This window comes from Acidaminococcus sp. HCP3S3_G9_1, assembly GCF_052122455.1.
GTDB lineage: Bacteria > Bacillota > Negativicutes > Acidaminococcales > Acidaminococcaceae > Acidaminococcus.
Genome location: NZ_JBQKCH010000002.1, coordinates 41,287 through 55,956, shown reverse-complemented (window position 1 = coordinate 55,956; position 14,670 = coordinate 41,287). Strand labels below are relative to the sequence as shown.

The 14,670-nt window shown below is 57.9% G+C and carries 13 protein-coding genes; 12 read left to right on the top strand and 1 reads right to left on the bottom strand.

The annotated features are described in order from the left end of the window. From pheA to ACTQY1_RS01745, 3 genes are read left to right on the top strand one after another with little or no spacing between them, the layout of a single operon-like run. Window positions 1-846 carry a prephenate dehydratase gene (pheA, locus tag ACTQY1_RS01755; protein WP_022487357.1) on the top strand — a complete coding sequence of 282 codons (846 nt, stop codon included), beginning with the start codon at window positions 1-3 and terminating at the stop codon, window positions 844-846. 4 nt (window positions 847-850) lie between these two features. Continuing rightward, window positions 851-1,684: a shikimate dehydrogenase family protein gene (locus ACTQY1_RS01750; RefSeq protein ID WP_154488547.1), complete on the top strand. Its 834-nt coding sequence runs from the start codon at window positions 851-853 to the stop codon at window positions 1,682-1,684. Next, entirely contained in the window at window positions 1,677-2,177 is a 501-nt protein-coding gene (locus ACTQY1_RS01745) for a shikimate kinase (RefSeq protein ID WP_154488548.1), read from the top strand. The genes ACTQY1_RS01750 and ACTQY1_RS01745 overlap by 8 nt, the downstream gene beginning before the upstream one ends. A 24-nt stretch (window positions 2,178-2,201) precedes the next feature. Here the strand turns inward: ACTQY1_RS01745 and ACTQY1_RS01740 are convergent, their stop codons facing one another. Beyond that, on the bottom strand, window positions 2,202-3,254 hold the full coding sequence (locus ACTQY1_RS01740) for a mechanosensitive ion channel family protein (RefSeq protein ID WP_022487354.1): 1,053 nt from the start codon (window positions 3,252-3,254) through the stop codon (window positions 2,202-2,204). 112 nt (window positions 3,255-3,366) lie between these two features. Here ACTQY1_RS01740 and ACTQY1_RS01735 point away from each other — a divergent pair, with 112 nt between their 5' ends. The 9 genes from ACTQY1_RS01735 (at window position 3,367) to ftsH (ending at window position 14,575) form a co-directional block, all read left to right on the top strand. After that, a complete protein-coding gene (locus tag ACTQY1_RS01735) occupies window positions 3,367-4,596 on the top strand; it encodes a glycerate kinase type-2 family protein (protein WP_022487353.1) in 1,230 nt (409 codons plus the stop codon). A 235-nt stretch (window positions 4,597-4,831) separates the two neighbouring features. After that, window positions 4,832-6,169, top strand: coding sequence for an amidohydrolase (locus ACTQY1_RS01730; RefSeq protein ID WP_022487352.1), 1,338 nt, complete (start codon window positions 4,832-4,834; stop codon window positions 6,167-6,169). Next, window positions 6,162-6,962 (top strand): DUF3100 domain-containing protein, encoded by an 801-nt coding sequence (locus tag ACTQY1_RS01725; RefSeq protein ID WP_022487351.1) that lies wholly within the window; start codon window positions 6,162-6,164, stop codon window positions 6,960-6,962. Before ACTQY1_RS01730 ends, ACTQY1_RS01725 begins: the two co-directional genes overlap by 8 nt. Continuing rightward, on the top strand, window positions 6,959-7,414 hold the full coding sequence (locus ACTQY1_RS01720) for a hypothetical protein (RefSeq protein ID WP_022487350.1): 456 nt from the start codon (window positions 6,959-6,961) through the stop codon (window positions 7,412-7,414). Before ACTQY1_RS01725 ends, ACTQY1_RS01720 begins: the two co-directional genes overlap by 4 nt. Window positions 7,415-7,752: 338 nt before the next feature. Then, window positions 7,753-10,329, top strand: a complete 2,577-nt coding sequence (locus ACTQY1_RS01715) for a heavy metal translocating P-type ATPase (protein WP_441368852.1) — start codon at window positions 7,753-7,755, stop codon at window positions 10,327-10,329. A 134-nt stretch (window positions 10,330-10,463) separates the two neighbouring features. After that, entirely contained in the window at window positions 10,464-10,952 is a 489-nt protein-coding gene (locus ACTQY1_RS01710) for a S1 RNA-binding domain-containing protein (RefSeq protein WP_022487348.1), read from the top strand. Between the two features lie 55 nt (window positions 10,953-11,007). After that, entirely contained in the window at window positions 11,008-12,060 is a 1,053-nt protein-coding gene (gene tilS / locus ACTQY1_RS01705; protein WP_154488550.1) for a tRNA lysidine(34) synthetase TilS, read from the top strand. Further along, a complete protein-coding gene (gene hpt / locus ACTQY1_RS01700; RefSeq protein ID WP_154488551.1) occupies window positions 12,044-12,583 on the top strand; it encodes a hypoxanthine phosphoribosyltransferase in 540 nt (179 codons plus the stop codon). Before tilS ends, hpt begins: the two co-directional genes overlap by 17 nt. Window positions 12,584-12,637: 54 nt before the next feature. Next, window positions 12,638-14,575: an ATP-dependent zinc metalloprotease FtsH gene (ftsH, locus tag ACTQY1_RS01695; protein ID WP_022487345.1), complete on the top strand. Its 1,938-nt coding sequence runs from the start codon at window positions 12,638-12,640 to the stop codon at window positions 14,573-14,575. Window positions 14,576-14,670 lie beyond the last annotated feature (95 nt).

Here is a 14,670-nt window from a genome sequence, read left to right as displayed (position 1 = left end):
ATGGGAGAACAAACCATTCCTGTGGGCTATCAGGGCGTCCCTGGGGCCTACAGCCACCTGGCCCTCCGGCAGTATTTCGCCGGACGGCCGGTGGAAGCACGGAACTATATGCTGTTTGAAGATGTAATCAACGCCGTGATGAAGGGGGAGATCCGCTATGGGGTCCTGCCCATTGAAAATTCTTCCACCGGAGGGATCACCGAGGTGTACGACCTGGTCCGCCGGTACGGCGCCTTTATTGTAGGGGAAAAGATCGTGAAGGTGGAGCACTGCCTTCTGGCCTGGCCGGGAGCGAAACTGGAAGACATCCGGGAAGTGTATTCCCATCCCCAGGGATTTTCCCAGTGCCGGACCTTTTTCAAGGAGCATCCGGCCATGCGCCAGTTCAACTATTTCAACACCGCCAAGGCGGCGGAACTGGTGGCAGAAAAAAAGACCGGGTACATGGCGGCGGTGGCCGGGGCCCAGGCGGCGGAACAGTACGGCCTTGCCATCCTGGCCCGGGGCATCAACACCAACCAGAGCAACTACACCCGGTTCATTGTGATCAGCCGGGAGCGGGAGCTGGTGCCGGAAGCGGACAAGATCACCCTGATCGTGAGCCTGAAGCATCAGCCCGGGTCGTTGTACCGGGTGCTCTCCCATTTTGCCCGGTACCAGATCAACATGACCAACATCGAATCCCGGCCTATACCGGGAAGGCCCTGGGAATATTATTTCCATATGGACATTACCGGTCACCTGACGGACCCGGCGGTCCGTCAGGCCCTGGCTGATCTGCCGGAAGACACCACGGAATGCAAGATTTTGGGGAACTATCCTGCAGACCACGGAAAGGAGCAGTAAAAGGATGAAATTCGGACTTTTGGGACGGGTGCTGGGGCACAGTCTGTCTCCCCAGATCCATCAGGCTATTTTCCGGGCCCTGGGGACCGGGGATACCTATGGGCTGCTGGAACAGGAACCGGAAGAAGTCCCCTGCTTTGTCCGGGAGAACCCGGAGGGGCTCCGGGGCAGCAATGTGACTATTCCCTACAAAGAAACGGTAATCCCTTATCTGACCGCCATTGCCCCGGAAGCGGAAAAAATCGGGGCGGTGAACACCCTGTCCTTTACTCCGGACGGGGTGAAAGGGTACAATACCGATTACCTGGGCTTTGACCGGATGTTACAGGCCGCCGGCATCGGGCTGGAAGGCCGGGATGTGACGGTGCTGGGGAACGGAGGGGCCGCCAAGGCGGTCCTCCAGGTACTGGCGGACCGGAAAGCGGCCTCCATCCGGATCCTGGTCCGGGACAGGGAGAAAGCTGGTCAGGCCCTGGCTCATTTCCTGGCCCAGCGGCCGGACACCCGGCTGGAGACCTATGAGGAAGCCCTGGAGGGCAGTGAGGGAGGCCAGGTGATCATCAATACCACCCCGGTGGGCATGTATCCCAAGGTGGAGGCCAGTCCGGTACCGGCGGAATTCACCGGCCGGTTCGCCGCTGCCGTGGACATTATCTACAACCCGAAAGAAACCTGGTTCCTGGCCGATGGCCGGAAGGCGGGAGCCAAAACCTGCAACGGCCTGTACATGCTGGTGGCCCAGGCGGTGGCTTCGGAAGAAATCTGGCAGGGAAAGACCCTGGATCCGGCCCTGATCCCTGCCATCATGAAACAACTGGAGGCAACTTTTCATGGCTAATATTGTACTCATCGGCATGCCCGGCGCCGGCAAGACCACCATCGGCCGGAAACTCAGCAAGGCCCTGGGACGGCCGGTGCTGGATGCGGACGACAAGGTGGTGGAACAGACCGGACGCACCATCAAGGACCTGTTCCAGGAAGGGGAGGACGTGTTCCGCCAAGCGGAAACAGAGGCGGTGAAGACCCTGGCCGCTCTGGACGGGATTATCATTTCCTGCGGGGGAGGGGTGGTGAAGCGGCCGGAGAACATCGCTTACCTCCAGCAGAACGGGAAGATCTTCTTTTTGAACCGGGACCTGGCGGCTATTGCCGGCAGCGTGGACAAAGTGACCCGTCCTCTGCTGAATTCCGCCGAAGACCGGCTCACCCAGCTGTACAAAGAACGGCTGCCCCTCTACCTGAAATACGCCGACTACACCATCCCCGTAGACGAAGACTTCGACAAGACAACGAAGTACATCATCGAACTGGTGAGGAAGGCAGGGCTGTAAGGCCGACCAAAAAGGACCAGCCGCTCAGGCGGCCGGTCCTTTTTCAATATACACGCTTGTACTGGGAAACGCGGCGCTGGTGCCGGTTTCTTCCAGGAGCTTCATCAGTTCCAGGTTGATCCGTTCTTTGCTCTTCATGAATTTATCGTAGCTGGTGTGCCGGCAGTAGCAGACGATGCTGATGTCCAGGCTGCTGGCTCCCATTTCCGAAAAGGCCACGGTAATCCCTTCGTCCACAATGTCCGGGTCTTCCTGGAGAAATTCCCTGATTTTCCGGACCAGTTCCTCCATCTGCTCTCGGGTGCTGTCATAGGTGACCCCCAGGGTCATTTCCAGCCGGCGCATGTGCCGGTTGGTGAAATTCTGGATGGGGGTGCTGATAATGAGAGAATTGGGGATGTACACCAGAGCCTGGGTAAAGGTCCGCACATTGGTGCTCCGGAAGGAAATGGATTCCACGATGCCTTCCACATTGTTGCAGATGATCCAGTCTCCCACGTGGAAGGGCTGATCCATGAGGATCACCAGACAGGCGAAAATGTTGGCCAGGGAGTCCTTGGCCGCCAGGGATACTGCCAGGCCGCCGATGGACAGCCCGGCAATGAATCCGCTGATGTTGACCCCCCAGGTGCTCAGCACGGTGGCCAGAGCAAAAAACAGGATCAGGGCATGGAAGAAGGACGAAAACAGTCCGCTGATGGCCGGATCCAGCTTTTTGCCGGATTTGCTGAAAAAGTGGTCGAACAGGACGCTGGTGGTGGAACTGAAATTGTACAGGATCCAGTAAAAGGCAATCACCAGCAGGGAAGAAACCGTATTGGATACAAGGGCCGTCTGGGCCAGTCTCTCCCAGGGAGAATTGGCAAGGGCCGTATAGCCCCCGAAGACGGCAATGGCCATGCGCCCGGGCCGGTACACCGCGGCAGAAATGTTTTCATCTGCCGCAAAGGGCAGTTTGTCCAGGATGAACCGGATCACCCGGATGCTGACGATCCGGAAGCCGATGTAAAACAGGATGGTAACGGCCAGGATCACCAGGGCCGGTACCCAGGCCATGAAATCATTGTACAGGGTCATGAAAAAGCTCCTTTTGCAGCTGTTTTGTCCTCATTGTACCATTGGGCCGGCGGCCGGTGCAAGAATATGCTATAATGAAACCAGTTCGCAATATTTTGAGGGGGAAAACACCATGACATTACGTACAGATGCAGAGACCATCATGGAGGAGGCCATTAGGGCTTCGCTTCCTGATGCGGCGGTAGCAAAAGCTTTGGAACATAAGGAGTTCGGCAGGGGGAAAATCGTGGTGGTGGCCATTGGGAAGGCCGCCTGGCAGATGGCCAAAACGGCGGTGGGGATCCTGGACGGACGGATCTCCAGCGGGATCGTGATCACCAAATACGGCCACAGCAAGGGGGAACTGGCCCCTCTGGAAATCTGGGAAGCCGGCCATCCGGTGCCGGATGAGAACTCCCTGAAGGCTACCCAGCGGGCCATCGACCTGGTCAAGGATCTGACGGCGGAAGACACGGTGCTGTTTTTGATCAGCGGCGGGGGCTCGGCTCTTTTCGAAAAGCCTCTGATTTCCCTGAAGGAACTCCAGGACATTACCTCGGACCTGTTGGCCAGCGGGGCGGATATCGTATCCATGAACACGGTGCGGAAACGGCTGAGCTCTGTAAAGGGCGGGAAATTCGCCCGGCTCTGCGCTCCGGCCCAGGTGTATGCCATTGTGCTCAGCGACATCATCGGGGATCCCCTGGACATGATCGCCTCCGGGCCGGCCTATCCGGATTCCTCCACCTGTGAGGAAGCCCTGGAGGTGATCCGGAAGTTCAAAATCATGCTGCCGGCAGATGCGGAAAAGGCCCTGGGGGAAGAGACCCCCAAGACCCTGGACAATGTGGAAACGGTGATTACCGGCAGTGTGACGGAACTGGCGGCGGCAGGCCAGAAGGCGGCGGAAAAGCTGGGGTATGAGACCTGGCTTTTGACCACCAGCCTGAACTGCCAGGCCAAGGAGGCAGGCAGCTTCCTGGCGGCTATCGGACGGCAGTACGCAGCCAGCGGAAAGAAGCTGGCGGTGCTGGCCGGGGGAGAAACGGTGGTCCATCTCCACGGCCGGGGCAAGGGAGGACGGAACCAGGAAATCGCTCTTGCCGCCGCTGACGGCATTGCCGGCCTGGACAATGTGGCGGTGTTCTCCTTTGGCAGCGACGGCACCGACGGCCCCACCGACGCCGCCGGAGGCTACGGAGACGGAACCACCAAAGCCCGGCTGGCGGAAGAAGGCATTGCCATTTCCGATGTACTGGACAAAAACGACGCCTACCATGCCCTGGAAAAAACCAAGGGTCTCCTGATCACCGGAGCCACCGGGACCAATGTAAATGATCTGAGTGTGCTGTTGATCGGGTAAAGCTGTCAAAGGCATCTTTCGCCTTCAAAAAAATTTGCCTGCAAATTTTATCATTCGGCCATTGACGATTGACAATTGACCATTGACAAAAAAAGAGGGTGCTGCTCTGCAGCACCCTCTCTTTTACACCTAAAACGTAACAAAAACGGTTACTTATGTAAAATAAAACAAAAATGTTGATAAAATAACAAAACAAGAGTATGATAAGTGCGTACAATAATTTTTCGTTAGGGGAGTGGAGATTACGGATAAGGAAGTACTGAAACAAAAAGTGTTCAAGATGATTGATGATTCTGCTCAGGAGCTGCAGGCCTATGCAGCGGATGTGGCTTCGGAACCGGAATTCGGGTTCAAGGAATTCAAGACTTCCGCCAAACTGGCGGCCCAGTTCGACAAACTGGGGATCCCCTACCGGAAGGGAATGGCCATTACTGCTGTCAAAGGGGTCCTGAAAGGGGGCAAGCCCGGTCCCACCATCGCCATCCTGGGGGAACTGGATGCCATTGGCTGCCCGGAACATCCCAAAGCGGATCCGGATACCGGGGCTGCCCACGCCTGCGGCCACCACATGCAGCAGTCTTCCATGCTGGCCGCTGCCTACGGCCTTGCCAAAACCGGGGTCATGAAGGACCTGTGCGGGAATGTGGTGTTCTTCGGGGTCCCGGCGGAAGAATACGTCCAGATCGCCTACCGGAAAAAGCTCCGGAAAGAAGGGAAGCTCCATTTCCTCCATGGGAAAGGCGAACTGATCTATGAAGGGGAATTCGATGACATCGACATGGCCATGATGATCCATTCCCAGAAACGGACCCCCAAACCGGTGGTGGCCATCGGTACCAGCAGCAACGGGTTCATCGGCAAGACCATCCAGTATGTGGGGAAGGCCGCCCATGCCGCCGACGCTCCGGACCAGGGTATCAACGCCCTGAACGCCGCCATGCTGGGGATCATGGGGATCAATGCCCTCCGGGAAACCTTCCGGGATGACGATGCCATCCGGGTCCATCCCATCATTACCAAAGGGGGAGACCTGGTGAACAATGTGCCTGACGATGTGCGGATCGAAACCTATGTCCGGGCCAAATCCATGGACGCCATCGACCGGACCAACGCCAAGGTGGATGCGGCTCTCCGGGCGGGGGGCGCCGCTATCGGGGCCAAGGTGAACATCGACACCCTGCCCGGCCAGCTGCCTCTCATCTGCAACCCGGAAATGAATGAACTGTTCGTCCACAATGCCCAGGACGCCTTCCCGGAGGTGGAAATCACCAACGCCGGCCACTTCAGCGCCTCCACGGACATGGGGGATGTGTCCCATCTGATGCCCGCCATCCATCCCTTCATCGGCGGGGTGGACGGACTGCTCCACGGACCGGATTTCAAGGTGGTGGATTTCCATGCGGCGGCGCTCCTGCCCGGGAAAGCCTTTGCCGGCATGGTCATCGACCTTTTGAGCGATGATGCCAAGGAAGCCAAGAAGATCCTGGCCGATTTCAAGCCGGCGCTTACCAAAGAACAATACATTGCCAAACTGGATGGCTATTTCAGCGAGGAGGAACCCGACCATGATTAACTGGAAACTGCACATTACGGCCCTGGCCCTGGTGGTCATCGCCGAACTGATCGGTATCAAATCCTTCAATCTGGGCCCGGGGAAAGTGGTGTTTGTCCCCATGCTCTATGCCCTGATCCTGGGGATCCTGACCACTCCCAACTTCTTTAAACTGACCAAACAGAAGGACATGGAAGACGCAGGCTCCCTGGTGGGCATTACCCTGATGCTGCTTATGGCCCGGTATGGGACCCTGGTGGGGCCCACCCTGCCGAAAATCATCAGTGCCAGCCCGGCTTTGATCCTCCAGGAATTCGGGAACCTGGGGACGGTATTTTTGGGGGTTCCCCTGGCGGTGGCCTTCGGGCTGAAACGGGAGACCATCGGGGCCGCCCATTCCATCGCCCGGGAACCCAACGTGGCTCTCATCGGTGAAAAATACGGCCTGGATACTCCGGAAGGCCGGGGGGTCATGAGCGTGTACATTGCCGGTACCGTGTGCGGCACTGTGTTCTTCGGGATCATGGCTTCCTTCCTGGCAGCTTTAAAGATCTTCCATCCCTATTCCCTGGCCATGGCCTCCGGGGTGGGGAGCGCCAGCATGATGTCCGCTTCCCTGGGGACCCTGACGGTGATGTATCCGGAAATGGCTGACCAACTGGCCGCTTTCGCCACCGCCTCCAACATGCTTTCCGGTCTGGACGGGGTATACATGGCCGTGTTCCTGGCCCTGCCTTTGACGGAATGGCTCTACAAGAAATGCTGCATCATCAAATACGGTCATGTGCTGACCAAGGAGGAGGAAGGAAAATGAGATCGTTTACTTTGCCTGAAACTACGCTGGTCCTCATTATCACGGCTTTCCTGTCCCTGGTGGCCAATACCCTGTCCAGCAACATTCCCTTTATGGACGCAGTCCCCGGCATGGTGATCCTCATCGCCATTTCCCTGGCAGGGATCGTGGCCGCCCGGGTGATCCCCGGAGGGATCCCGGCGGTGGCCTACATTACCACCCTGGGCTGTATCCTGACCTATCCCGGGTTCCCGGGCTCTGAAGTGGTCAACATGTATATGAAGAAAGTGGGCTTCCTGGCCCTGTGTACCCCCATCCTGGCCTACGCGGGGATCTCCATCGGCAAGGACATGGACGCCTTCAAGAAAACCGGCTGGCGGATCGTGGTCCTGGCCTGCGTGATCTTCATCGGCACCTACGTAGGGTCCGCCGCCATCGCCGAAGTGATCCTGAAAGCGCTGGGACAGATTTAACTGGTTGTCACTGGTCTCTGGCCAATGGAAAGAATCCGTGGCTGACGGGTTCTTTCGAATAAAAAAGACGTTGCTTTTCTTTTAATCTGTTGCTTGTTGTGAGTTCTTCTGAAGAGCAAGGACAAGCCAAAGGCGCGTCCGAGCCAGCTTCATACAATGAAAGACAGCCGCAGCCCGGCTGCCTTTCTTTATCCAGTGACCAGTGACAAGAGGTCAGTGACAGGGGGGTGTGAATTTTTCACACCCCCCTTTTTCTCTTGACAAATATCCCCCAACAGAGTATGATATGACCATGAAAGAAGGATACCCTGGTAGGGTATAGAAAGAGAGGATCGGTTATGAAACAATATATAGTAACAGGCATGACCTGTGCTTCGTGCCAGGCCCATGTGGAAAAGGCGGTGGCCGGGGTTCCCGGGGTCACCGGGGTATCGGTTTCCCTCCTGACCAACAGCATGGGGGTGGAAGGGACCGCCTCCGATGGGGATATTATCAAGGCCGTGGAGGACGCAGGCTACGGGGCTTCCGTCAAAGGAGCCGCCCAGGCCAAACAGGGAGTGGCGGAAAAGCTGGCCGCCGATGAAGAAGCCCTGAAGGACCATGAGACGCCCCGGCTCCGCCGGCGGCTGGTTACCTCCCTGGGGTTCCTGTTCCTGCTCATGTACATCACCATGGGCCACAACATGCTGGGGTGGCCGGTGCCCGCTCTGCTGGACGGGAACCATCTGGGACTGATGCTTACCCAGATGCTCCTGGCCATTATCGTCATGTACATCAACAAGGACTTTTACACCAGCGGTTTCAAGACCCTGTTCCACGGGGCTCCCAATATGGATACCCTGGTGGCCCTGGGTTCTTCCGTTTCCTTCCTGTGGAGCCTGGCGGTGTTCTATGATATCACCTTCCTGACCGCCCACGGAACGCCCTTCGAAGAACTCCACCACATGTACATGCACGACCTGTACTTTGAAACCGCAGCCATGATCCCTTCCCTGATCACCCTGGGGAAGATGCTGGAAGCCATGAGCAAGGGCCGGACCACCGATGCCCTGAAAGGGCTCATGAAGCTGGCTCCCAAGACCGCTGTGCTGATCCGGGACGGGAAGGAAGTCACCGTCTCCATCGATGAAGTCCAGAAAGGAGACATTTTCGCCGTCCGTCCCGGAGAAAACATCCCGGTGGACGGGGTGGTGGTCAAGGGCAATTCCGCCGTCAACGAAAGCGCCCTGACCGGGGAAAGCCTGCCGGTGGACAAGAAGCCCGGAGACAAGGTTTCCACCGCCACCATCAACCAGTCCGGGTACCTGGAATGTGAAGCCACCCGGGTAGGGGAAGACACCACCCTGAGCCAGATCATCAAACTGGTCAGCGATGCGGCGGCCACAAAGGCTCCCATTGCCCGGATTGCCGATAAGGTTTCCGCCGTGTTCGTGCCGGCCATCATCAGCATCGCCCTGGTCACCACCCTCGGCTGGCTGATCGCCGGAGCTCCTCTGGGCTCCGCCATTGCCCGGGGCATCGCCGTGCTGGTCATCGCCTGCCCCTGCGCCCTGGGGCTTGCCACTCCTGTAGCCATTATGGTGGGCAGCGGGGTAGGGGCCAAGAACGGCATCCTGTTCAAGACCTCCTCTTCCCTGGAAAACGCCGGGAAAGTGGCAGTGGTGGCTCTGGACAAAACAGGGACCATTACCAAAGGCCAGCCCAAGGTAACCGATGTGGTGCCGGCGGAAGGCTATACCAAAGAAAGCCTGCTCCAGCTGGCCTATGACCTGGAACAGAAATCCGAACATCCCCTGGCCAAAGCCGTAGTGGAAGAAGCGGAAGCCAAAGGTCTCAGAGCAGACGTTGTGGATGATTTCCAGGCTCTGCCCGGGAACGGACTCCAGGTGATCCAGAAAGGGAAGAAACTCATTGGCGGAAGCCTGAGCTTTCTGAAGAGCCTGGGGGCCCTGGATGACGCCATGGAAGCCAAAGGAGCGGAACTGGCCGGTCAGGGCAAGACACCCCTGGTGTTCGCCAAAGACGGGAAGCTGGCCGGGATGATCGCCGTGGCTGACGTGATCAAGGAAGATTCCGCCAAGGCCATCAAGGAACTCCAGAACATGGGCATCGAAGTGGTCATGGTCACCGGGGACAACCAGCGGACTGCCGAAGCCATCGGCCGTCAGGCCGGGGTGGACAAAGTGGTGGCCGGGGTCTTGCCGGAAGGCAAGGAAACGGTGATCCGGGAACTCCAGAAAGCCGGAGGCCTGGTGGCCATGGTAGGGGACGGCATCAACGATGCGCCGGCTCTCACCCGGGCAGACATCGGTATCGCCATCGGTGCAGGAGCGGACGTGGCCATCGATTCTGCCGACATCGTGCTGATGAACAGCCGGCTCACGGACGTATCCGCAGCGGTGCGGCTGAGCCGGGGCACCGTGACCAACATCCACGAGAACCTGTTCTGGGCCTTCTTCTACAATGTCATCTGCATCCCTCTGGCAGCCGGGCTGTTCAGCTACAAGATGAACCCCATGGTGGGGGCGGCGGCCATGAGTATTTCCAGCTTCACCGTGTGCATGAATGCCCTGCGGCTGAACCTGTTCAAGCTCCATGATGCCAGCCATGACAAGAAACGGAAGAACCCTGCAGCCGCTGTGGTGGAAAAAGCGGATCTGGCTCCTCAGCCTGCTGCCTGCCCGGTACCGGCTGCAGAGGGCACCACCGTGACCCTGAAAGTGAAGGGCATGATGTGCGCCCACTGCGAAGGCCGGGTGAAGAAAGCCCTGGAAGGCCTGGAAGGGGTCACCAGCGCCAAAGCCGACCACACCTCCGGCACCGTGGAAGTCACCGAAACCCGGAACGTCCCCGAAAACGACTTCAAAAGCGCCATCCTGAAGGCGGGGTATGAGTATGAGGGGAAGGAAGCATAAAGATGTCTGTTGACCATTGACCAAAGGGGCTGTTGCGCATGCGGCAGCCCCTTTTCCCTCTTGACGAAAATTCGTTAACAACGGTATAATGGTTAACGTAATACCCACTGATTAAAGGAGGATGTCTTTGACTTATGGCTTTGGAAAAAGGCGCAGTTGTTGATGGTATTGTCACCGGGATTACGAATTTTGGTGCTTTTGTGTCATTGCCCGAAAATAAGGTTGGTCTGATTCACATTTCTGAGGTTTCCAATGTCTTCGTCAAAGATGTACATGATTTCCTCAAGGTAAAGGATAAGGTTACCGTCAAGGTGGTTTCCATTGACGACAAGGGGAAAATCGGCCTGTCCCTGAAAGCCCTGATGCCTCCTGCTCCTGCACCGGAACGGAAACCGGCGGGAGAAAACAGACATTTTGAAAACAGACACTTCGAAAACAAACGGTTCGAAGGGAAGAAGCGGTTCGAGAGCAAACCCTTCCATGGAGCTCCCCGGGCCCAGGGTCCCATGAGCTTCGAGGACAAGCTTTCCCGGTTCCTGAAGGAAAGCGATGATCGTCTGCTGGATCTGAAACGGAATACGGAGTCCAAACGGGGCGGCCGTGGTGCTCGCAGAGGAGATTGATGAACACAAAAGGTACTTCCTCGGAAGTACCTTTTTTAATTAGAAGGTGAAAACGTTGAGTATTTTGGAAAACAGCCTGCGGCAGCTGGTGGCCCAGTCCCCCCTGTGGAAACCGGGGACGAAAGTCATCGCCGCCTTAAGCGGCGGAGCGGATTCCCTGTGCCTCACTGATGTGATGGCCTCCCAGGGAGAAGAAGACGGGGTGGATGTGCTGGCAGTTCATGTCCAGCACCATCTCCGGGGGGAGGAAGCGGAACAGGATGCCCGGCAGGCGGAAGAGTACTGCCGGAACCGGGGCCTGGCCTTCCGGCGGGTGGATGTGGATGTCCGGTCCCTGGCGGAAGGGGAAGGGCTTTCCCTGGAGGAGGCGGCCCGGAAGCTCCGGTATGGAGCCCTGGAAAAGGTCCGGCAGGAAACCGGTGCCGCTGCCATTTTCCTGGCCCATCATCAGGATGACCAGGCGGAAACCGTGCTCCTGAATCTGGTCCGGGGCGCCGGTACCCGGGGGATGCGGGGAATGCTGCCGGTAAGCGGATATCTGGCCCGTCCCTTTCTGGAAATCACCCGGCGGGATACGGAAGCCTACTGTGAGGAAATGGGCCTTGCCTGGTGTGAGGACAGTTCCAATGAGGACCAGAGCCTGAAGCGGAACTGGGTCCGGAAGACCCTGCTGCCCCTTCTGGAGACCCAGAATCCCCAGATTCGGAAGCAACTGGCCCAGGCGGCAGCTCTGGCTGCCAGTGATGAGGCCTATCTGGAAAAACTGGCCGGCCGTTACATCGGTGCCTATGGCCGGGAAGTGTTCGACACCTGGGATATCAAGGTGGAGAAGGATTTTGCCGCCCTGCCCCTGGCTCTCCAGAGCCGGGTGATCCGGATCCTGGTCCGTCGGGTGGGCGGAGCGGAAATGAGTTATGATCATGTCCGCAAAATATTGGAAATGATTGAACGGGGCGTGGGCAACAAGTCCCTAGATGTCCCCGGCGGTGTCCGGCTGATCTATCTGAACGGCCGGCTGATGGTGGGAAAAAACCAGCGGTCCCGGGAAGAAGAACGGGCCGCCAAGCTAGCACAAAAGGAGCGTCAGAGAAATGAACGAAAATCTTGAAAGAGTCCTGATTGATGAGAAAACCTTAAAAACCCGGATCGCTGAAATGGGCGCCCAGATCAGCAAGGATTATGCCGGAGAAGAACTGGTGGTCATCGGCCTTTTGAAGGGGGCTGCCTATTTCCTTACGGAACTGACCCAGCACATTACCGTGCCGGTGCGGATCGACTTCATCAAGGCTTCTTCCTACGGTTCCGGCACCAAATCTTCCGGCAAAGTGGACATCGACTATGATACCTCCCGGAACATCGCCGGCAAAAACGTGCTGCTTGTGGACGATGTGATCGACACCGGACTCACCCTGAAGGAAGTGGGAGAACTGTTCCGGAACCGGAACCCCAAGACCCTGAAAGTAGCAGCCATGCTGGACAAGAAGGAACGCCGGCTGGTGAAGGTGCTGCCGGACTATGCCGGGTTCGAGATTCCCGATGAATTCGTGGTGGGCTTCGGCCTGGATTACGACGAAGAATACCGGAACCTGCCCTATATCGGTATCCTGAAACGGTCCGTCTATGAAAAATAATTCCATGTCTGCCGGTCCTTCCCGGAATGGTTCAGACAGGAAAGGAGCTCTAGTGTGAGTAAGTTTATCCGTAATCTGGTATTTTACCTGCTCATTGTCATTGTAGGGGTCTGGATTTACGATTATTACAATGCCTCCAGCACTCCCAAGAACGAAATGAGCTACAGCAACTTCATCAAGGAAGTCCAGCAGGATGAAGTGAAGAGTGTAACCATTGTGGACAATTCGGTGATCAAAGGCAAGCTGAAAAACGGTGCCGACTTCACCACCATTGCGCCCCGGGATGACAAACTGGTGGACACCCTCCGGGCCCGGGATGTGGAAATCAAGGCGGAACTGCCGCCCCAGCCTTCCATGCTCAGCAATATCCTGACTTCTCTCCTGCCCATGGTGGTCATAGTGATCCTCTGGTTCTTCATGATGAACAACGCCCAGGGGGGCGGCAGCCGGGTCATGAGCTTCGGCAAGAGCAAGGCCAAGCTTTATGGGGACGGCAAGAGCCGGGTCACCTTCAAGGATGTAGCCGGGGCTGATGAAGCCAAACAGGAACTGGAAGAAGTGGTGGAATTCCTGAAGGCCCCCCAGAAGTACAACCAGCTGGGAGCCAAGATCCCCAAAGGGGTGCTGCTCTACGGACCTCCCGGTACCGGGAAGACCCTCCTGGCCAAAGCCGTGGCCGGGGAAGCGGGGGTGCCTTTCTTCAGCATCTCCGGATCTGACTTTGTGGAAATGTTCGTGGGGGTGGGGGCCTCCCGTGTCCGTGACCTGTTCGACCAGGCCAAGAAAAACGCTCCCTGCATTGTGTTCATCGACGAAATCGACGCCGTAGGCCGCCAGAGAGGCGCCGGCCTGGGCGGGGGCCATGATGAACGGGAACAGACCCTGAACCAGCTGCTGGTGGAAATGGACGGGTTCGGTGCCAACGAAGGGATCATCATGATCGCCGCCACCAACCGTCCGGATATCCTGGATCCGGCACTGCTGCGTCCGGGCCGGTTCGACCGGCAGATTGTGGTGGACAAGCCGGATATCCGGGGACGCCGGGCCATCCTCCGGGTCCACACCAAAGGCAAACCCATCGATCCTTCTGTGGATCTGGGAGTCATTGCCCGGCAGACCCCGGGCTTTACCGGGGCTGACCTGGCCAATCTGGTGAACGAAGGGGCCTTGCTGGCCGCCCGGCACAACCAGGTGACCATCACCATGAGCGACCTGGAAGAAGCCGCGGAACGGGTGATGATGGGTCCGGAACGGAAGAGCCGGGTGATCACCGACGAAGAGAAGAAGCTCACCGCCTACCATGAAGGGGGCCATACCCTGGTGGGGATGCTCCTGGACCATACGGATCCGGTGCACAAGGTGACCATCATCCCCAGAGGCCGTGCCGGTGGCTATACCTTGAGCCTGCCTACGGAAGACCGGTATTATGCCACCCGCAGTGAAATGCTGGATCAGCTGAAGGTGCTCCTGGGGGGCCGTGTGGCGGAAGCCCTGGTGCTCCATGAGATTTCCAGCGGGGCCAGCAGCGACCTCCAGCGGGCTACGGAACTGGCCCGGCGGATGACCTGCGAATACGGCATGAGCGATGTGCTGGGGGCTGTGACCTTCGGCCACCGGCAGGAACAGGTGTTCCTGGGCCGGGACATCGGTCGGCAGAACGACTACAGTGAAAAAGTGGCAGCCCAGATCGACGGGGAAATCCGCCGGTTCATCGACGAAGCCTACGAAGGCACCGTGAAGCTGCTCACCGACCATATGGACAAGCTGCACCTGATCGCCCAGAACCTGATGGAACGGGAGACCCTGGAAGGCCACGAGATCCAGGAACTGCTGAAATACGGCCATATCCTGGAAAAAGGCGAAGTGCCGCCTCAGGAAGAACCCAAGAAGCCCGCCGACGGTACCCCGGCTCCCATCGGACCGGTCCCAGCCGAAGAACCGGCCGAAGAACCCGTGATGGCGCCGGTACCGAAAGAAGTGCCTCAGGCGTAAAAAGGCTGTTGCCTTGGCAGCAGCCTGTCAACGGCCGCTGACCGCTGACTGTTGACTGCTGACAAGAAAGGGCTGTTGCTCAGGCAACAGCCCTT

Coding starts and splice junctions, on each gene's coding strand:
- ACTQY1_RS01715 (WP_441368852.1), top strand. CDS start 7,753: ATGAAACAATATATAGTAACAGGCATGACCTGTGCTTCGTGCCAGGCC.
- ACTQY1_RS01740 (WP_022487354.1), bottom strand. CDS start 3,254: ATGACCCTGTACAATGATTTCATGGCCTGGGTACCGGCCCTGGTGATC.
- ACTQY1_RS01750 (WP_154488547.1), top strand. CDS start 851: ATGAAATTCGGACTTTTGGGACGGGTGCTGGGGCACAGTCTGTCTCCC.
- pheA (WP_022487357.1), top strand. CDS start 1: ATGGGAGAACAAACCATTCCTGTGGGCTATCAGGGCGTCCCTGGGGCC.
- ACTQY1_RS01710 (WP_022487348.1), top strand. CDS start 10,464: ATGGCTTTGGAAAAAGGCGCAGTTGTTGATGGTATTGTCACCGGGATT.
- ACTQY1_RS01735 (WP_022487353.1), top strand. CDS start 3,367: ATGACATTACGTACAGATGCAGAGACCATCATGGAGGAGGCCATTAGG.
- ACTQY1_RS01720 (WP_022487350.1), top strand. CDS start 6,959: ATGAGATCGTTTACTTTGCCTGAAACTACGCTGGTCCTCATTATCACG.
- ACTQY1_RS01725 (WP_022487351.1), top strand. CDS start 6,162: ATGATTAACTGGAAACTGCACATTACGGCCCTGGCCCTGGTGGTCATC.
- ACTQY1_RS01745 (WP_154488548.1), top strand. CDS start 1,677: ATGGCTAATATTGTACTCATCGGCATGCCCGGCGCCGGCAAGACCACC.
- hpt (WP_154488551.1), top strand. CDS start 12,044: ATGAACGAAAATCTTGAAAGAGTCCTGATTGATGAGAAAACCTTAAAA.